The organism is Streptomyces sp. NPDC055239 (assembly GCF_053606205.1).
The window spans coordinates 249,980-269,506 of record NZ_JBSGRD010000003.1 but is presented as its reverse complement, the minus strand read 5'-3'; the positions used below and the strand labels follow the sequence as shown (position 1 = coordinate 269,506).

Sequence of the window (19,527 nt, the reverse complement as noted above, 5' to 3'; positions counted from 1 at the left end):
CGAGAATCCAAGAGCCCAGGAGAGGCACCCGTGACCGACATCCACGACACCCCCGCCGCCGACGAAGCGCTCAGACAGCGTCTCGGCATCAACCGCCGCCGCTTCCTCAGCACGTGCACCGCCGTCGGCGCGGGCGCGATCGCCGCGCCCGTGTTCGGCGCTGCACCGTCCTTCGCCCAGCCGCGGACAGGCCACGGCCATGGTCACGGTCACGGCCGTGAGCTGGTGCCGGCGAAGAAGCGCGGCATCATCCTCTACACGGTGCGTGACGCCACCGGCCGGGACCCGCTCGCCTCCACCCTGCCCTCCGGTTTCCGCGAGGTGTTCAAGGAGCTGGCCCGCTATGGGTACAAGCAGGTCGAGTTCGCGGGCTACGGCCAGCACGCCAACGCTCCCGGCGGCGCCAACCTGGAGTCCGTCGAGGGCGCCAAGCTGCTGCGCTCATGGCTCGACGAGTACGGCCTGCGCGCCCAGGGCAACCACGGTTTCATACCGGGGTCATGGCCGCTCTCGCAGCCCGACCTCGACACGTTCAAGAAGCATCTGGAGATCGCCAACATCCTCGGCATGGACCACATGGGCACCGGCGGTGACCCCACCAACAGCTCGTACAAGGCCGATTGGGACGTCGCCGCCGACAAGTGGAACGCCCTGGGCGCCATCGCGCGCAAGGCGGGCATCAAGCTCTACACCCACAACCACGACGCGGCGTACGGCTTCCTGCTCGACGGCGGTCCGCTCGACGCGCAGGGCCGCCCGACCCGCAGCTCCGGCATCCGCAGGCTGGAGTACTTCCTCAAGGGCACCGACCCGAGGACGGTCTGGCTGGAGATGGACATCTTCTGGGCGCACGTCGCGCAGTACAAGTTCCACACGTACACCGCGCACGACGGCTCTCAGCGCGAGAAGGTCTTCGACCCGGCAGGGCTCGTCAGCCGCAACAACAAGCGCTTCCCGCTGTTCCACGCCAAGGACGGCACCCGCAACGACACCAGTGGCGAGGGCTACGACATGGGGGCCTTCGGTGAGGGCGTCATCGACTACCGCACCTTCTTCAGCCGTGTCGGCGAGAAGAACTACCACAACCCCATGGTCGAGCAGGACAACGCGCCCAGCGGCACCGATCTCGGCCAGTCCCTGAAGCTCGCGAAGGTCGGCTACAACAACCTTGCGGCTCTCCGTAAGAAGCACTGACAAGAACCGCTGAAGCGCCCGCACATACAGCTCTCGCCGCGCACAAGGTGCGCGGCGAGAGCTGTATGACGATTCGGATCACGCGTGCGCCGGCGCCCTCTCGCGGCCCGGCTGGCGGAGCAGCAGCGCGACGGCCGCGGCCAGCATGGAGATGCCGCCCGCGAGTGCGTACGCGCCGTTGTAGCCCCACGCGGCCACCACCATCGAGCCGAGTCCGCCGCCGAACAGGCCGCTGATCAGCTTGCCGCTGTAGACGAGCCCGTAGTTGGTGGCGTTGTAGTTCTCGCCGAAGTAGTCCGGGGTCATCGCCGCGAACATCGGGTAGAACGCACCGCCACCGAATCCCGAGAGGAACGCGAAGACCAGGAACAGCCACTCGCTGTGGATGTCGCCCGCCCAGATCACGCCGAACTGGGAGAGCCCGAGGACCAGGATCACGAACACCAGGGTCGCCTTGCGGCCCCAGATGTCGGAGAGCCAGCCGACCACGCCGCGTCCGATGCCGTTGATGACGGCCATGAGACCCATCGACGTCGCGGCGACCAGGGGCCCGAAGCCCACCTCCTTGGCGAAGTCCACCTGGAAGGAGATGCCGAAGATGGACACACCCGCGGTCATGACGAGAGTGAGCCACATCAGGGGCAGCATTCCCGTTCTGATGGCCTCCTTCGGTGTGAACTGACGTACCGCCGGCGGGTTCTTGGCGAGGCTCACCGCGTCCTTCGAAACGCCCGACTTCTCCAGCGGGTCGACGTCGGAGGGCCACCAGTTCTTCGGCGGGTCCTTGAAGAAGAAGGCGCAGGCCAGCACGACGACCAGGATGTAGGCCCCGATCAGGTCGAGGACCCGGTGGTAATTGCCCGTGTCGAAGGCGTAGTTGAAGATGAAGATGAACGGCAGCGAACCGTAGGCGAATCCGCCGTTGACGAATCCCGTCTTCGCGCCGCGGCGTTCGGGGAACCATTTGGCGACCATGTTGATGCAGGTCGCGTAGACGAAGCCGGAACCCACGCCGCCGATGACACCGAACCCGATGATCGCGAGCCATACGTTGTTCAGGTGCGACAGGGCGAGGAATCCGATCAGGCACATGAACGACCCGATGAACATGGCGCCCCGCGCCGTCAGGATGCCCCTCTCACGCATCCATCCCGCCGGGAACGCCACGCCTGCCTGGAAGAAGACCCAGACACTCAGGATCCAGAAGGTGTTGGACTGCGTCCAGCCGTGGGCGTGGGACAGGGTGTCCTCCGCCGAGCCGAACGCGTACTCGAAGACACTGATGGCCATCATCGCCAGCCACGGCAGATACACCATGATCTTGCGGGAGTGGCCGAGGATGTCCCGGTCCGTCTCGCCCATGCGATAGACGCGGCCGTGCTCGTCGGTTATCTCGCGATACGGGGTGCCGTTCTCCGGCGCCTTGTTCCTTGCGGCGATGGGTTCCGCCGTCATATCAGGCCATCTCCTCACCGAGGGGTTGCGGATTGGGTTTGATGCCTTTGTCCTTGGGCCTTCCCGGCTGAGAAAGGAAGAGCGCGATGAATCCGGCGAACAGGGAAATGGAACCGGCCAGGGTGAAGGCCCCGGTGTGGCCCCAGTTGCTCACCACGACAGCTCCCATTCCGGAGCCCAGAAGTCCGGAGACCAGCTTGGAGCTGTAGACCAGGCCGTAGTTGGAGGCGTTGTTGTTCTCGCCGAAGTAGTCCGCCGTCATCGCCGCGAACATCGGGAAGATGGCGCCGCCTCCGAAGCCGGAGATGCTGGAGAAGATCAGGAACAGCGGGAGGTTCTTCATGTCCGCGGCCCACAGGATCCCGTACTGCGAAAGGCCGAGGACTATACAGACGAAGATCAGGCAGCGTTTGCGTCCGTAGAGGTCGGAAAGCCAGCCGATGACACCTCGGCCCGTGCCGTTGACGATGGCCTTCAAGGACATGGCCGTGGCGACGATTCCGCCGGCGAATCCGGCTTCATCCCCGATGTCCACCTGGAACGCGATGCCGAAGATGTTCACGCCCGATGTGCACAGCAGGCAGAACCACATCAGCGCGACCCGGCCGGTCTGCCACGCCTCCTTGGGCGTGTACTGCCGCACGGCGGGCGGGTTCATCGCAAGCGCGCGCCTGGCCCGTGGGTCGTCCGGCGGACGCAGCGGGTCCACGTCGGCCGGCCACCAGTTCTTCGGCGGGTCCTGGAAGAAGTAACCGGCCACGGCGACCATCGCCGCCAGGAAGAGGCCGACGCTCACAAGCACCCAGCGGAAGTTCGTCAGGTCCATGAAGCCGGTGAAGATGAACACGAACGGTACCGAACCGTAGGCGAATCCGCCGTTGACGAATCCGGTCTTTCCTCCCTTTCGCTCGGGATACCACTTGCCGACCATGTTCACGCAGGTCGCGTACACCATGCCGGCGCCCATACCGCTGAACATGCCGAAGCCGATATAGGCGACGACGACATGTGGCGCGAACGCCAGTGACAGATAGCCCAAAAGTGTGCCGACAGCTCCGCACATCATCGCCCAGCGCGCGGGAAGCTTTCCGCTCTCGCGCAGCTTGCCCGCAGGGAAGGCCACCGCGGCCTGGAAGAAGACCCAGACCCCCAGCATCCAGAAGATGTGGGTGTCGCCCCAGGAATGTGCGGTGTGCAGGGTGTCCTCGGCAGACGCGAACGCGTACTCGGCCGAGCTGATGCCCATCATGCCGATCCACGGCAGGATGACCATCCACTTGCGCTTGCGGCCCATGATGTCGACATCGGTCTCGCCGACGCGGTACATCCGGCCGTTGGCGTCCGTCACCTCCCTGTACGGGACGGCTGTGTGTATGTCGGTTGTCGTCATGTTGATTCAGCACCCCTTGCGTCGAAAAGATCCTGGCCAGCGCCCCCTGTCCAATTCCTTTCGTGTGCGCACGGGTCCCGGGCCCGGCCGACGCGCACCGCCGGCCGGCCCCTGCACCGGTCACCTCATCGACCGCCCCCCAACAGACCGGCCGCTCGGGCCCACCGGTACTTCGCGCCGAGCGCGGCCACCGGCTTCTCCGTGGTGTACGGGTAGGCCACGACCCCCCGCTCGAAGAGGTACTGGCAGGCCTCCTCCACCTCGACATCGCCCGCCAGGGATGCCACGACGGGCTTCTCGATGCCGCGCTCACGGAACTCCGCGACCACACGGGCCGTGAGCTCGGCGAAGACCATGGGAGGGGTGACGATGGTGTGCCAGTAGCCCAGGACGAGCGCGTGGATGCGCGGGTCCTCAAGACCGAGCCTGATCGTCGCCTCGTACGTCGACGGGGGCTCGCCCCCGGTGATGTCGACGGGATTCCCCGCCGCCCCGAAGGGCGGGATGAACGCCCGGAAGGACGCGTCCAGGTCGTCCGGGATCTCCATAAGGCGCAGCCCGTTGTCGGTCACCGCGTCGGAGAGCAGCACGCCGGAGCCGCCCGCACCCGTGATGATCACGATGTTGTCGCCCTGCGGGGTGGGAAGCACGGGCAACGCGCGCGCGTACTCCAGCATCTCGTTGAGCCCAGGGGCCCTGATGACGCCCGCCTGCCTGAGGATGTCGTCGTACACGGCGTCATCGCCCGCCAGAGCGCCCGTGTGCGATCCGGCGGCCTTCGCCCCGGCGGCCGTGCGTCCGGCCTTCAGGACCACGACGGGCTTCTTCGGAACGGTCGCCCGCGCGGCCTCCACGAAGGCGCGGCCGTCCTTGAGGTCCTCCAGGTGCATCGCGATGCACTTCGTGTGGGGGTCCTCGCCGAACCACGTGAGGAGATCGTCCTCGTCCAGGTCCGACTTGTTGCCGAGCCCGACGATCGCCGAAACGCCTGTCTTCGTAGTGCGCGCGAAACCGAGGATGGCCATCCCGATGCCACCGGACTGACTCGTCAGCGCGACCCCGCCCTTGACGTCGTACGGAGTGCAGAACGTGGCGCACAGGTCCTGCCACGTCGAGTAGTAGCCGTAGATGTTCGGTCCGAGCAGCCGCACTCCGAGCCGCTCGCCGATCTCCACGATCTCGTCCTGGAGGGCCTGTTCACCGGTCTCGGCGAACCCGGAGGGGATCAGGACCGCGTTGGGGATGCCCTTGCGACCCACCTCCTCCAAGGCCGACGCCACGAACTTGGCGGGGATCGCGAAGACCGCCACATCCACCTCACCGGGGACGTCCGTGACACTCTTGTACGCCTTGCGGCCCAGGATGTCATCGGCCTTGGGGTTCACCGGATGGATCTCGCCGGAGAAGCCGCCGTCGATGAGGTTGCGCATCACCGAATTGCCGATCTTGCCCTGTTCGTTGGACGCGCCGATCACGGCCACCGAGCGGGGCTCCATCAGCCGCCGCATCGACGTGAGCATCTCCTCGCGCGTGTACGTACGGCGCTGTTTCGTGGCTCCTTCGGAGAGGATGACGCGGATGTCCGCGGCGATGGCCCCCTCCGGAGTGGCGATCACCGGGTTGAGATCCACCTCGGCGATCTCCGGGAAGTCGGTGACCAGCTGGGACACCCGGCGAATCTGCTCGGCCACGGCCCAGCGGTCCACCGCGGGGGCGCCCCGCACCCCGCGCAGCACCTCGGCGGCACGTATCGAGTCGAGCATGGAGGCGGCCTCGTCCGCGTCGACCGGCGCTAGGCGGAACGTGATGTCCTTGAGGACTTCGACGAGTACGCCGCCGAGCCCGAAGGCGACGACCTTCCCGAACGTCGGATCGGTCACCGCCCCGACGATCACTTCCTGCCCGGAGGGCAGCAGCTCCTGAATCTGCACGCCCTCGATACGTGCCTCCGGCGCGTACGCGCGCGCGTTCCCGACGATTTCGTGGAAGGCGGCCCGTACGTCGGTGGCGCCCTCCACCCCGACCATGACGCCGCCCGCGTCGGTCTTGTGCAGGATGTCGGGGGAGACGATCTTCATGACGACGGGCCCTTCGAAGCGGGCCGCGTGCGCCACCGCCTCGTCCACGTCCGTCGCGAGCTCCTCGCCCGGTACGGCGATCCCGTACGCGTCCGCGAGGATCTTGCCCTCCGGGGCCGTGAGCGAGGTCCGACCCTCGGCGCGCACGCTGTCGAGGAGTGCCCGCACCCTCAGTGCGCGGTCTTCGGCCATCAATCAGATCACTCCGTTCGACTTGAGCAGGCGCAGTTCCTCGTCGCCGAGGCCCAGCTCACCGACGAAGACCTCCGCGTTGTGCTCGCCGAGCAGCGGCGAACTGACCACGTTCACGGGGGAGTCCGACAGCTTCAGCGGGGAGCCGACGGTGGTGAAGGAGCCGCGCTGGGGATGCGGGACCTCGACGACCATCTCGTTGGCGGCAAGGGAGGCGTCCTCGATGATCTCCTTGGTGGAGAGGATCGGGCCGCACGGGATGTTGTGTGCGTTGAGCCGCTCGAGGACCTCCCACTTGGGAAGCGTCGACGACCACTCCTCGATCAGCTGGAACATCTTGCCGAGCTTGGGAAGCCGTGCCTCCGGAGAGGCCCACTCCGGGTCCTCCGCGAGTTCCGGACGCCCGATGAGATCGGTGAGCGGCTGCCAGCCGACGGGCTGCACGATGACGTACACGTAGTCGTTCGGGCCGCCGGGCGCGCACTTGACTGCCCAGCCCGGCTGTCCACCGCCGCTCGCGTTGCCGGAGCGCGGCACCTCGTCGCCGAAGTCCTCGTTCGGGTACTCGGCGAGCGGCCCGTGCGCCAGGCGCTGCTGGTCGCGCAGCTTGACCCGGCACAGGTTGAGCACCGCGTGCTGCATGGCCACGTTCACGCGCTGACCGCGACCGGTGTTCTCCCTCTGGAAGAGGGCGGCGAGAATCCCGGCGACGGCGTGGATGCCGGTCCCGGAATCACCGATCTGGGCGCCCGTGGCGAGCGGCGGACCGTCCTCGAAGCCCGTGGTCGACATGGAGCCGCCCATGGCCTGTGCGACCACTTCGTAGGCCTTGAAGTTGGTGTAGGGACCGTCTCCGAAGCCCTTGATGGAGGCGTAGACGATCCGCGGGTTGATCTCCTGGATGCGCTCCCAGGTGAAGCCCATCCGGTCCACGGCACCCGGGCCGAAGTTCTCGACCATCACGTCCGAGCGCCGGATCAGCTCCGTGAGGAGCTCCTTGCCGCGCTCGGTCTTGGTGTTGAGGGTGATGCTCCGCTTGTTGCAGTTGAGCATCGTGAAGTAGAGCGAGTCGACGTCCGGCAGGTCACGCAGCTGCTTGCGCGTGATGTCCCCGGAGGGCGCCTCCAGCTTCACCACGTCCGCACCGAGCCAGGCGAGCAGCTGGGTGGCGGAGGGACCGGACTGGACGTGTGTCATGTCGAGGACGCGTACGCCCTCAAGAGCCTTGGTCGTCATCGCACGGGCTCCTCACTTGTACATGGTCTGGTTCATGGTTCCGGGGGCGTACGCGTCCGGATCGACCCATACGTTGATGAGCGAGGGCTTGCCCGACTCGCGCGCCCGCTGCAGCGCGGGGCCGATGTCGGCGGGGTCGCGGACCTCTTCGCCGTAGCCGCCGAGCATCTGGGCGAACTTGTCGTAGTGGACGTCCCCGAGGGTGTTGCCGATGCGCTCGCGCTCCTCGCCGTACTTGGCCTTCTGGCCGTAACGGATCTGGTTCATCGAGGAGTTGTTGCCGACGATCCCGACGAAGGGCAGGTTGTAGCGCACCAGCGTCTCGAAGTCCCACCCGGTCAGCGAGAAGGCGCCGTCTCCGAAGAGGGCCACCACCTCCTTGTCGGGCCGGGCCTGCTTGGCGGCGAGCACGAAGGGGATGCCGACGCCGAGCGTGCCGAGCGGTCCGGGGTCCATCCAGTGGCCCGGGGACTTGGGCTGCACGACCTGCCCGGAGAAGGTGACGATGTCGCCGCCGTCACCGATGTAGATCGAGTCTTCGGTAAGGAAGTCGTTGATTTCGCTGACGAGACGGTAGGGATGGATCGGTGAGGCGTCGGACTTCAGGCTCGGCAGCCGCTTCTCGATCGCCGTCTGCTCGGCGGCGCGCAGCTCGTCGAGCCACTCCTTGCGCTGGGACGCGCCTCCGTTGAGACGGCCGGACGCGGCCTCGGTGACGGACTTCAGGATCAGCCCCGCGTCGCCGACGATGCCCAGGTCGACGTCCCTGTTCTTGCCGACGGTGCGGTAGTCGAGGTCGATCTGTACGACGGTGGCGTCAGGCGAGAGCCGCTTCCCGTAGCCCATGCGGAAGTCGAAGGGCGTCCCCACGATGACGATGAGGTCGGCGTTGGAGAAGGCGTACCGCCGCGAGAGCTGGAAGTGGTGCGGGTCCCCGGGCGGCAGGGTGCCGCGGCCCGCGCCGTTCATGTAGGCGGGCACGTTCAGGGTCCGTACGAGCTCGATGGCGGACGCGGTGCCCCGCGTCGTCCACACCTGGCTGCCGAGGAGGATCGCGGGCTTCTCGGCGTGCACGAGCAGGTCGGCGAGCTTCTCGACGGCCTCGGGATCGCCGACCGAGCGGGTGGAGGCGCGGTACTGCCCGGCCTGCGGCACCCGGGCCTTGTCCACCGGCACCTTGGCGTCGAGCACATCGCGCGGGATCTCCAGGAAGGACGGTCCTGGAGCGCCGTGGAAGCACTCGCGGAAGGCCATCGACACCATGTCCGCGGCGCGCGCCGTGTCCGGCACGGTCGCGGCGAACTTGGTGATGGGCGTCATCATGTCGACGTGCGGAAGGTCCTGCAGTGACCCCATCTTGTGCTGGGTGTGCGCTCCCTGGCCGCCGATGAGCAGCATGGGGGACTCCGCGCGGAAGGCGTTGGCGACGCCCGTGACGGCGTCCGTGGTTCCCGGTCCCGCCGTCACTACGGCGCATCCCGGCTTACCGGTCAGGCGCGCGTAGCCGTCGGCCGCGTGGGCGGCGACCTGCTCGTGGCGTACGTCGACGACATCGATCCCCTCGTCGACGCAGCCGTCGTAGATGTCGATGATGTGGCCGCCGCACAAGGTGTAGATGACTTCCACACCCTCTGCTTTGAGTGCCTTGGCGACCAGGTGCCCACCGGAGATGTGGGTTTGGTTCGTGTCGCTGCTGCCGTCGGGCATGGCGAAGTCCTGTCCCTTCGTAGGGGAGTTGGAGCGCTCACACGCTGCTCGTAGGTGCTCTCGCGGTAGATTGCATACAGTCGACGAATACTGTATGAAGCTTGTTATCCCGCATCCGGTCAGTGGTGTCCAGGGGGCGTGCGGCACTTTTCGGAGGCGCGGGGGTTCGCTCCCCGCAACGACACGGCGTCAGGAGCCGGAATGGACCTGTTCGAGCACCAGGCAAGGGAACTCTTCGAGGAATACGGCATTTTGGTGCCGCAAGCGGAGGTCGCCGACACGGCGAAGGAGGCACGCGCGGGCGCCGAACGCCTGGGTGGGCGCGTCGTCGTCAAGGCTCAGGTGAAGACCGGCGGACGCGGCAAGGCGGGCGGCGTGAAGGTCGCGGCGGACCCGGCGGCGGCCGAGATCACGGCACGCCAGATCCTCGGCATGGACATCAAGGGTCACACCGTGCACAAGGTGATGCTGGCCCAACCCGTCGAGATCGACAGCGAGTTCTACGTCTCGTACGTACTGGACCGCGCGGCAGGGCGCTTCCTCGCGATCGCGTCCGCCGAGGGCGGCATGGACATCGAGGAGGTGGCGGCGAGCCGGCCCGAGGCCGTCGCGCGCGTGGAGATCGACCCGGCGGCGGGGGTCGGCGAGGCGAAGGCGGCCGAGATCGCCGCGGCGGCGGGACTCCCCGAAGCCGCCGCCGACGTACTGGTCAAGCTGTGGCAGGTACTGATCCGCGAGGACGCGCTCCTCGTCGAAGTGAACCCCCTCGTCCGCACCGCCCAGGGGAAGATCCTCGCACTCGACGGCAAGGTCACCCTGGACGACAACGCCCGCTTCCGCCAGGCACGCTGGGGCGCCGAAGGCTCCGCGCACGACGACCCGCTGGAGTCCGAAGCCGCGTCCAAGGGCCTCAACTACGTCAAGCTCGACGGCGAGGTCGGCATCATCGGCAACGGAGCGGGCCTCGTCATGTCCACCCTCGACGTGGTCGCGGGCTGCGGAGCGCGCCCCGCGAACTTCCTCGACATCGGAGGCGGCGCCTCCGCCCAGATCATGGCCGACGGCCTCTCCGTCATCCTCTCCGACCCCGCCGTCAAGTCCGTCTTCGTCAATGTCTTCGGCGGCATCACCGCGTGTGACGCCGTCGCCGACGGCATCGTCCAGGCTCTGGAATCCGTCCAGTTGACCAAGCCGCTCGTCGTCCGCCTCGACGGCAACAACGCCGTACGCGGCCGCGCCATCCTCGACGAGCGCTCCCATCCCCTCGTCCAGCAGGCCACCACCATGGACGGCGCCGCACGCCGCGCCGCCGAACTCGCGGGCCACACCAACGCAGCCTAAGGAGCCGGGACATGGCGATCTACCTCACCAAGGAGAGCAAGGTCCTCGTCCAGGGGATGACCGGCGCCGAGGGCATGAAGCACACCCGCCGCATGCTCGCGGCGGGCACGAACGTCGTGGGCGGCGTCAATCCCCGCAAGGCGGGCCGCACCGTCGACTTCGACGACCGCGCCGTCCCCGTCTACGGCTCCGTCCGCGACGGCATCGAGGCCACGGGCGCCGACGTCACCGTGGTCTTCGTGCCACCCGCGTTCTCCAAGGCGGCGGTCACCGAAGCCGCCGACGCCGGGATCGGCCTGGCCGTGGTCATCACGGAGGGCATCCCCGTACACGACTCCGTCGCCTTCCACGCGTACGCCAAGGAGCGCGGCACCCGCGTGATCGGCCCCAACTGCCCCGGGCTCATCACACCGGGGCAGGCCAACGCGGGCATCATCCCCGCCGACATCACCAAGCCCGGACGCGTCGGCCTCGTGTCGAAGTCCGGCACACTCACCTACCAACTCATGTACGAGCTGCGCGACATCGGCTTCTCCACCTGCGTGGGCATCGGCGGCGACCCCGTCGTCGGCACCACGCACATCGACTGCCTCGCCGCCTTCGAGGACGACCCCGACACCGAACTGATCGTCCTCATCGGCGAGATCGGCGGCGACGCGGAGGAACGCGCGGCGGCCTACATCCAACGGGCCGTCACCAAACCCGTCGTCGCCTACATCGCCGGATTCACCGCACCCGAAGGCAAGACCATGGGACACGCGGGAGCCATCGTCTCGGGCTCCTCCGGCACCGCACGCGCGAAACAGGAGGCGCTGGAGGCCGCCGGGGTGCGGGTCGGCGCCACACCGACGGAAACAGCCCGCCTCGTTCTTAACCAACTCGGGGCGTGATGTCACTCATAGGTGGCAGACCTCGGCTGCACTAGCGTCCCCCAGCACACACGCGCGGACCGCGAACCGAGCGGCGCCGTGCGAGCCATGCACCTCCCGCCCCGACTTGTGCACCGTGAGCGGAGAACCCCGAATGGCACCCCACCTCACCAACCCCCTCGCATCCACCCTCACCAACCCTCTCGTCCTCAAAGCCGATACGGCCTGGACCCACGCCTGGCGACGCTGCCTCGCCGTCGCACCCGAGGCCTTCCGCGACGATCGCGTCCTGAACCTCTGGAACGGGACCTGGCATGCGGACGGCCGGACCCTGCCCGCCACGTCCCCCGTCGACGGCAGCCCCATCGCGGGCCCGCCGCGCCTCGACGCCGCCACCGCCCACCAGGCCGTACGCGCCTCACTCGACCAGCACCGGGCCTGGCGGCACGTCCCCTTGGCCGAACGGCGCGCCCGCGTCGCCGCCACCCTCGACGCCCTCACCGAACACCGCGAACTGCTCGCCCTCCTCCTCGTCTGGGAGATCGGCAAGCCCTGGCGGCTCGCCCAGGCCGACGTCGACCGGGCCATCGACGGCGTGCGCTGGTACGTCGACGGCATCGAGCCGATGATGGAGGGCCGGACCCCGCTGGACGGTCCGGTGTCCAACATCGCGAGCTGGAACTACCCGATGAGCGTGCTCGTTCACGCAGTGTTGGTACAGGCACTCACGGGCAACGCGGTCATCGCCAAGACCCCGACCGACGGCGGCGTCGCCTGTCTGACCCTGGCATGCGCCCTCGCCGTCCGCGAAGGGATCCCCGTCACCCTCGTGAGCGGCAGCGGGGGAGAGCTGTCCGAAGCGCTGGTCCGCGCACCGGAGATCGGCTGCGTCTCCTTCGTCGGCGGACGTGACACGGGCGCCGCCGTAGCCACCGCCGTCGCCGACCTGGGCAAGCGGCACATCCTCGAACAGGAAGGACTCAACACCTGGGGCATCTGGAACTACAGCGACTGGGACGCGCTCGGCGCCGTCATCCCCAAACTCTTCGACTACGGCAAGCAGCGCTGCACCGCGTATCCGCGCTTCGTCGTCCAACGCGGCCTCTTCGACGAGTTCCTCGCCGCCTACCTCCCGGCCGTGCGCACCCTTCGCGTCGGCCACCCCCTGGCGGTCGAGCGCCCCGAAGACCCGTTCCCGCAACTGGACTTCGGACCGTTGATCAACGCCGCCAAGGCGAAGGAACTGGGCGACCAGGTGACGGAGGCGATCGACCGCGGAGCCGTGCCGCTGTACCGCGGCACCCCGGCGGCGGACCGCTTCCTGCCGGGCCAGGACACGGACGCGTACCTCCACCCCGTCACGCTCCTCAACCCGCCCCCGTCCTCACCGCTGCACCACGCGGAGCCCTTCGGCCCGGTCGACACCATCGTCCTGGTCGACACCGAGGCGGAGCTGCTCGCTGCCATGAACGCGTCGAACGGAGCGTTGGTCGCCACGCTGTCGACCGACGACACCGCGACGTACGAACGTCTCGCACCGCAGATCCGCGCCTTCAAGACGGGCCGCGGGAAGCCCCGCTCGCGCGGCGACAGGGACGAGCTGTTCGGCGGATTCGGCGCGTCCTGGCGCGGCGCGTTCGTCGGCGGAGAGCTCCTTGTGCGGGCGGTCACACATGGCCCGGCGATGGAACGGCCGCCGGGGAACTTCCCCAGCTATCACCTGATGGCGTGAGGCTCCCCGGGTTCGGCTCATGAGAGCCATCTGACCGGCAGGGCATCGGCGGCCTGACCGATGCCCTGCCGGTCGGGCAGAGCAGCGCGGACGCGCGCTCCGCACCCGCACGCCGGAGGGCACTCCCGTAATCGATCCGTCACCCATGGTGAGGCTCTGGATGCCGTGTCGCGAGCCGTCGGACAGCCGCCCGTCGGCGTACGGATATGCAGGTGAAAGGCACTCCGAAAGCTTGGTATTGTTGTCCATGTCGCCGCGGGGAACACACCGCGAACGGCAGACACCTGGTCCGGGTGGCGGAATGGCAGACGCGCTAGCTTGAGGTGCTAGTGCCCTTTAACGGGCGTGGGGGTTCAAGTCCCCCCTCGGACACTCTTCAGTGAGTTTGTGTGAGTGAGGGCCGTGACCGAAAGGTCGCGGCCCTCACTCGTGTTCCACCTCGAAGCCGGTCAGGCGTGAAGCCGGTCAGGCGTGAATCTGGTCAGACCGCCGACCAACCCCCGTCCACCGGCAGAATCACCCCGTTGATGTTGCCCGCCGCCTCCGACGCGAGGAACACGATGGCTGCCGCCTGCGTCTCGGCTCCGGCGGGGCGGCCGACGTTGCCCATGTACGGGGCCAGTGCCTGCGGGCCGAGTGCGTCCCTGTCGGCCTCGACCCGGATGTTGGTGATCGTGCCGCCGGGGGCTATCGCGTTGGTGCGGATTCCCTTGTCCCGGTAGGTCACGGCAAGCGACTTGGTCAGGCCCACGATGCCGTGCTTGGACGCGGTGTAGGCGGCTCCGGCGGCGCTGCCCCGCAGTGAGGCCTCGGACGCCGTGAAGACCAGGGAGCCCCGGCCGGCCTCGAGCATGTGCGGCAGGACGGCCCGGGCGAGGAGGAACGGGGCGGTGAGGTTGATGCGGATCACCCGCTCCCACTCCGTGTCCGTGACGTCCGCCGCGGCCGACATGCTGTCCATGATCCCGGCGTTGTTGACCAGGACGTCGATGCCGCCGAACGTCTTCAGCGCGGTCGCGACGACCTCGTCGACCACCGCCTGTTCGCTGAGGTCGCCCACGACCGCGACGGCCGTGCCGCCGCCCGACTCGATCTCGGCGGTGACCTCGGCGGCGCCCTGGGCGTTCAGGTCGGCGACGACCACCTTGGCCCCGCGCTCGGCGAAGGTGAGGGCGGTGGCCCTTCCGATGCCCGAACCGGCCCCGGTCACGATCACGCTGCGGTCGGTGAAGTCCATGACGCTGCTCATGGTTCCTCTTTTCTGGAGCTTGTCCCGAGCTTGTCTTGAGCTTTTCTCGGGTTTTTCTCGGGTCTGTCTCGGGCTGGAGATGACCGATCCTGACGTCGGCCCTCTCGATATGCACTATACATACGAAGTGCATGATGCACGTTATGGGTAGAATGCGTGTATGGAAAAGCCCGGTCGTCGCATGGACACACCCGTTGGCCGAACGGACAAGCCCGTTCGACAGGTCGAATTCGAGACGATGCTGCTCGGACGGCACTCGCACCTCTACAACCCCCGCACGCGCTCCTCCGGCGGGCGCCTGGACCGCAGCGCGTACGTCCTGCTCAGCCGCATCCAGATGGATGGCCCGATGTCCATCGGCCAGCTCACCGAAGCCTTCGGCCTCGACGCCTCCACCCTCAACCGGCAGACCGCGGCCATGCTGCGCACCGGACTCGTCGAGCGCATCCCCGACCCCGAGGGCGGCATGGCCCGCAAGTTCCGCATCTCCGCCGAGGGCGAGAGCCAACTCGACGCCGACCGTGCCGAATACACCCAGGGTCTGGAGAAGGTCCTGGCGGGCTGGTCGGCGGAGGACGTGGCGACGTTCGCCGGCTTCCTCCAGCGCTTCAACGGCGACATCGAGAGCCTGGAGGGGCACCCCTGGCCGCGCCCCTGAACCGCGCCGATCCGCAGGGGCGGGGCGTAATTCCTGCGGATGACATGGCGGGCGCGCGTACTGCCACGTCAGTACGCCCGATTGTCAGCAGGCGCACGACGACCGGACACCCCCCTTCCGGAGAGCCTGTGGAGGTACCCGAGACAAGATCTGGAGACCTCTGCCCGTGGCTACCTTTCTCTATCGCCTTGGCCGTCTGGCCTTCCGGCGGCGTTGGTACGTCGCCCTGCTGTGGGCGGCGGTACTGGGCGCCGTCGGCTTCGGCGCGGTCACGTCGACCGCCGCCCCCGACGAGGGGGGCTCCATGCCGGGCATCGAGTCCCAGAAGGCGTTCGACCTGATGGAGCAGCGCTTCCCCGGGGCCGCGGCCGACGGGGCGAGCGCGCGGATCGTCTTCGTCGCCCCGGACGGCCAGAAGATCACCGCGACCGAGAACCGCGCCGCCGTCGAGAAGTTCGTCGAGAGATTCGCCGAGAAGTCCGGGGGCGAGGCGGCCGACGGGTCCCAAGTCACCCAGGCCGTCGACCCCTTCAAGGCGCGGGCGGTGAGCGAGGACGCGTCGACGGCGTACGCGACCGTCACGTACAAGGTGAAGGCCGACGACCTCACCGACCGGACCAAGTCGACCCTCGAGGGTGCCATCGAAACGGCCCGCGACGCGGGTCTGACCGTCGACGTCGGCGGAAACGCCCTCGCGAGCCAGCCCGCCGCGGGCGGCGCGGCCGAGGGGATAGGCATCGCCATCGCGGCCGTCGTCCTGCTGATCACCTTCGGCTCGCTGGCCGCAGCCGGGCTCCCGCTGCTCACCGCCGTCATCGGCGTCGGCGTGAGCATGGCCTCGATCCTCGCCCTGGGCAGCGCCCTCGGCCTTTCCGCGACGACCGGCACCCTCGCCACCATGCTCGGTCTCGCGTGCGGCATCGACTACGCCCTGTTCATCGTCTCCCGCTACCGCGAGGAGAGGGCCAAGGGGCACGCGCCCCAGGAAGCGGCGGGCCTGGCCGTCGGTACGGCCGGTTCGGCGGTCGTCTTCGCGGGGCTCACGGTCGTCATCGCACTCGCCGGACTCTCGGTGGTCGGCATCCCGATGCTGACCAAGATGGGTCTCGCCGCAGCGGGGGCGGTCGTCGTCTGCGTCGTCATCGCGCTCACCCTCGTCCCTGCCCTGCTCGGTCTCTGGCCGAACGCCGTTCTCTCCCGCTCCACCCGCAGGCGCGGCAGGGACAAGGACAGCGGCGAGCACAACGGCGGCAGCCGCTGGGCCAGGTTCGTCCTGCGCCGCCCCGTCCCCGTGCTGCTCGCCTCGGTCGCGGGCCTCGGCGCACTCGCCCTGCCCGTGCTCGACCTCCAGCTCGGTATGCCGGGAGACGAGGCCAAGCCCACATCGACCACGGAACGCCGTGCCTACGACGCGCTCGCCGACGGCTTCGGCCCCGGCTTCAACGGGCCTCTGACGATCGTCGTGGACGCCAAGGGCGCCGCGGATCCGAAGGCCGCCGTGTCGACCGTCGAGCAGAAGATCGGCGCCACGGAGGGGGTCGTCTCCGTGTCCGGGGCACAGTTCAATCCCGCCGGTGACACCGCGATGTTCAGCGCCGTATCGGCCGACGCCCCCACCGATCAGCGGACCAAGGACCTCGTCCACACCATCCGCGACGAACGTCCCGCGATCGAGTCCACCATCGGGGGAGCCTCCTTCGAGGTCACCGGAACCACCGCGATGAACATCGACATGGCTCAGAAGGTCCAGGACGCGCTCATCCCGTATCTCGCCGTGGTGGTGGGCCTCGCCGTGCTGCTCCTGATGGTGGTCTTCCGCTCCGTGCTCGTGCCGGTCAAGGCGGCCCTCGGCTTCCTCCTGTCGGTCGGCGCCGCACTCGGCTCGGTCGTCGCCGTCTTCCAGTGGGGCTGGGGCGCCGAACTCCTCGGCGTCGAGCAGACCGGGCCGATCATGAGCATGATGCCGATCTTCATGGTGGGCATCGTCTTCGGACTCGCCATGGACTATGAGGTGTTCCTCGTCGCGCGCATGCGGGAGGCGTACGTGCACGGGGACCGGCCGGGTCAGGCCGTCGTCAGCGGCTTCCGGTACAGCGCGCGTGTCGTGGTGGCGGCCGCGCTGATCATGATGGCGGTGTTCTCCGGGTTCATCGGCGCCGGTGAATCGATGATCAAGACGATCGGGTTCGGGCTTGCCGTGGCCGTCCTGTTCGACGCGTTCGTCGTCCGCATGGCGCTCGTTCCCGCCGTCCTCGCCCTGCTCGGCAAGGCCGCGTGGTGGCTGCCCCGTCCGCTCGACCGGCTGCTGCCCCGCGTCGACGTGGAGGGCGAGGCGCTGAGTCAGCGGTCCGCCGGTCTTCGGGCCGCACCCGAGCCCGAAACCACCGATCGCGAGTCGGTGGGCGTCTGACGGACCCGCACGACGCAGGGCCGCCCGTGCGGGACACGGGCGGCCCTACGTCCGTGGGGCGGCCGTGTCACGGACCATGGAACAAGCACCCTGATCGGAGAACTCGATGCTCACCAGATGGCAGCGCTACGCGCAGACCCACCCACGAGCCGCCGACGCGGCCTTGGCCGTCCTGCTGTTCGGTGTCTCCTTCTCCGGCAGCATCCTCAGGGCCACCGCCCCCTCCGAACGGCCCGCGTGGTGGACCGGCGTCCTGATCTCGGCCGTCGCGTGCGCGGCCCTGCCGTGGCAGCGCGGCCGTCCCCGCACCGTTGTCGTGGTGACCACGGTCTGTGCCATGGGTACGAGCGCGATGGGCTTCCTGCTCACGCCCCTGCTCCTCGGACCGGTCATGTCGGCGCTCTACTGGCTCGCCGCCGGAACCGACCGGACGACCACCCGCCGCTACACCCTCAGCGTCGCGGTGCTGGTGGGGGCCACGGCGATGTTCGCGGACCCCGTCAACCACTCGATACTTCTCAAGACGCTCAACCCCATCGCCTGGATTCTGCTGTCGGCCGTGTTCGGCAGCGGCGTCCAGCTGCGCCGCGCCTATCTGGCAGCCCTGCAGTCCCGTGCCGCGCACGCCGAACGCATGCGCATCGCCCGCGAGTTGCACGACGTCGTCGCCCACCACCTGACCCTGGCCAACGCCCAGGCCGGTACGGCGGCTCACCTCGCCCGCACCCACCCCGACCAGGCGCAGCAGATGCTCACCGAGCTCACGGGCACCACCGCGTCGGCGCTGCGTGAACTCAAGGCCACCGTAGGACTGCTGCGCCAGACGAACGACACCGAAACCTCCCCGGAATCGGAATCGGAATCGGAATCGGAACTGGAATCGGAACAGGAACAGGAACTGCAGCTGCAACCGTCGCCCGGACTAGCGCGGCTCGACGACCTCACCGCGTCGTTCGCGTCCACCGGGCTCACGGTCACCGTCACCACGGAGGGCGAGCCGCAGGAGCTCTCGGCGGCGGTCGATCTGACAGCATTCCGGATCGTGCAGGAAGCACTCACGAACGTCAGCAAGCACGCCCACACGAAGACGGCGTACGTCCACATCGCCTACGCGCCCGAAGGCCTGACTCTCAAAGTCACCGACCACGGACACCACACCACCCCCACCGTGCCCGCCGCCGGTCACGGCTTCGGCCTCATCGGCATGCGCGAACGCGCCCACTCCGTCGGCGGCAGCCTGCACACGGGTCACCGCCCCGAAGGCGGCTTCGAAGTCACCGCCGTACTGCCGCCACACCCATAGCCGCACCCATAGCCGCACCCACAGAAACCGGAAGAGAACCGCACCCGATGACCATCCGCGTCCTGCTCGCCGACGACCAGGCCCTCCTCCGGGCGACCTTCCGCATCCTCATCGACTCCTGCGAGGACATGGAGGTGGTCGCCGAGGCCACCGACGGCGAGGATGCCGTGGCCCTCACCCGGACCCACCGCCCCGACATCGTCCTCATGGACATCCGCATGCCCGGCACCGACGGCCTCGCCGCGACGGCCGCCCTCTGCGCCGACCCGGACCTTCAGGCCACCCGCGTCCTCATCCTCACGACCTTCGAGACCGACGAGTACGTGGCCCGTGCTCTGCGCGCAGGCGCGAGCGGCTTCCTCGGCAAGGACGTGGGCGTCGACGAACTCCTCGGCGGGATCCGTACCGTGGTCGCGGGCGAGTCCCTGCTCTCGCCGTCGGCCACCCGCGCCCTCATCACCCGCTTCCTCGCCGCCCCCGACCGCGACGGCCACCTGGCGCCGCCCGAACGCCTCACCGCGCTCACCGCCCGCGAGCGCGAGGTGATGGCCCTGGCCGCCGAGGGGAAGTCCAACGCCGAGATCGCCGACGTCCTTTTCGTCAGCCCGCTGACCGTGCGTACCCACGTCCAGCGCGCCATGACCAAGCTCGACGCCCGTGACCGCGCCCAACTGGTCGTCATCGCCTACCAGTCGGGCCTCGTCCGCCCTTGA

The 19,527-nt window shown here is 68.5% G+C and carries 14 protein-coding genes and 1 tRNA gene; 9 read left to right on the top strand and 6 right to left on the bottom strand.

Features of this window, described 5'->3' with window-relative positions; genetic code table 11:
* The first annotated feature begins 30 nt into the window (after positions 1–30).
* Positions 31–1,194: a sugar phosphate isomerase/epimerase family protein gene (locus ACWFRJ_RS12150; RefSeq protein WP_453527852.1), complete on the top strand. Its 1,164-nt coding sequence runs from the start codon at positions 31–33 to the stop codon at positions 1,192–1,194.
* Positions 1,195–1,272: 78 nt separating this feature from the next.
* Here ACWFRJ_RS12150 and ACWFRJ_RS12145 read toward each other — a convergent pair whose 3' ends face one another.
* The 5 genes from ACWFRJ_RS12145 to ACWFRJ_RS12125 all read right to left on the bottom strand — a co-directional run bounded on the left by ACWFRJ_RS12145 (position 1,273) and on the right by ACWFRJ_RS12125 (position 9,252).
* A complete protein-coding gene (locus ACWFRJ_RS12145) occupies positions 1,273–2,649 on the bottom strand; it encodes an OFA family MFS transporter (protein ID WP_453527849.1) in 1,377 nt (458 codons plus the stop codon).
* A gap of 1 nt (position 2,650) precedes the next feature.
* Positions 2,651–4,039 (bottom strand): OFA family MFS transporter, encoded by a 1,389-nt coding sequence (locus ACWFRJ_RS12140; protein WP_453527846.1) that lies wholly within the window; start codon positions 4,037–4,039, stop codon positions 2,651–2,653.
* Positions 4,040–4,164: 125 nt separating this feature from the next.
* The gene (locus tag ACWFRJ_RS12135; protein ID WP_453527843.1) at positions 4,165–6,309 is read right to left on the bottom strand and encodes an acetate--CoA ligase family protein; all 2,145 of its coding nucleotides are present in this window, start codon (positions 6,307–6,309) and stop codon (positions 4,165–4,167) included.
* Between the two features lie 3 nt (positions 6,310–6,312).
* Entirely contained in the window at positions 6,313–7,545 is a 1,233-nt protein-coding gene (frc, locus tag ACWFRJ_RS12130; protein ID WP_453527840.1) for a formyl-CoA transferase, read from the bottom strand.
* A 12-nt stretch (positions 7,546–7,557) separates the two neighbouring features.
* On the bottom strand, positions 7,558–9,252 hold the full coding sequence (locus ACWFRJ_RS12125) for a thiamine pyrophosphate-binding protein (RefSeq protein ID WP_453527837.1): 1,695 nt from the start codon (positions 9,250–9,252) through the stop codon (positions 7,558–7,560).
* Positions 9,253–9,453: 201 nt separating this feature from the next.
* On the opposite strand from ACWFRJ_RS12125, the gene sucC reads away from it, so the two are divergent.
* From sucC to ACWFRJ_RS12105, 4 genes are all read left to right on the top strand, one after another.
* The gene (gene sucC / locus ACWFRJ_RS12120; protein ID WP_453527834.1) at positions 9,454–10,593 is read left to right on the top strand and encodes an ADP-forming succinate--CoA ligase subunit beta; all 1,140 of its coding nucleotides are present in this window, start codon (positions 9,454–9,456) and stop codon (positions 10,591–10,593) included.
* Between the two features lie 11 nt (positions 10,594–10,604).
* Entirely contained in the window at positions 10,605–11,483 is an 879-nt protein-coding gene (gene sucD / locus ACWFRJ_RS12115; protein WP_453527830.1) for a succinate--CoA ligase subunit alpha, read from the top strand.
* Between the two features lie 133 nt (positions 11,484–11,616).
* Positions 11,617–13,194: an aldehyde dehydrogenase family protein gene (locus ACWFRJ_RS12110; protein ID WP_453527827.1), complete on the top strand. Its 1,578-nt coding sequence runs from the start codon at positions 11,617–11,619 to the stop codon at positions 13,192–13,194.
* A gap of 287 nt (positions 13,195–13,481) precedes the next feature.
* A tRNA-Leu gene (locus ACWFRJ_RS12105) sits at positions 13,482–13,566 on the top strand.
* Between the two features lie 109 nt (positions 13,567–13,675).
* Here the strand turns inward: ACWFRJ_RS12105 and ACWFRJ_RS12100 are convergent.
* Entirely contained in the window at positions 13,676–14,443 is a 768-nt protein-coding gene (locus ACWFRJ_RS12100; protein WP_453527824.1) for an SDR family NAD(P)-dependent oxidoreductase, read from the bottom strand.
* A gap of 181 nt (positions 14,444–14,624) precedes the next feature.
* Between ACWFRJ_RS12100 and ACWFRJ_RS12095 the strand changes: the two genes are divergently transcribed.
* From ACWFRJ_RS12095 to ACWFRJ_RS12080, 4 genes are all read left to right on the top strand, one after another.
* The gene (locus ACWFRJ_RS12095) at positions 14,625–15,101 is read left to right on the top strand and encodes a MarR family winged helix-turn-helix transcriptional regulator (RefSeq protein WP_383285615.1); all 477 of its coding nucleotides are present in this window, start codon (positions 14,625–14,627) and stop codon (positions 15,099–15,101) included.
* 166 nt (positions 15,102–15,267) lie between these two features.
* Positions 15,268–17,511, top strand: coding sequence for an MMPL family transporter (locus ACWFRJ_RS12090; protein ID WP_453527821.1), 2,244 nt, complete (start codon positions 15,268–15,270; stop codon positions 17,509–17,511).
* A gap of 106 nt (positions 17,512–17,617) precedes the next feature.
* Positions 17,618–18,814 (top strand): sensor histidine kinase, encoded by a 1,197-nt coding sequence (locus ACWFRJ_RS12085; RefSeq protein WP_453527818.1) that lies wholly within the window; start codon positions 17,618–17,620, stop codon positions 18,812–18,814.
* A 47-nt stretch (positions 18,815–18,861) separates the two neighbouring features.
* Entirely contained in the window at positions 18,862–19,527 is a 666-nt protein-coding gene (locus ACWFRJ_RS12080; RefSeq protein WP_453527815.1) for a response regulator transcription factor, read from the top strand.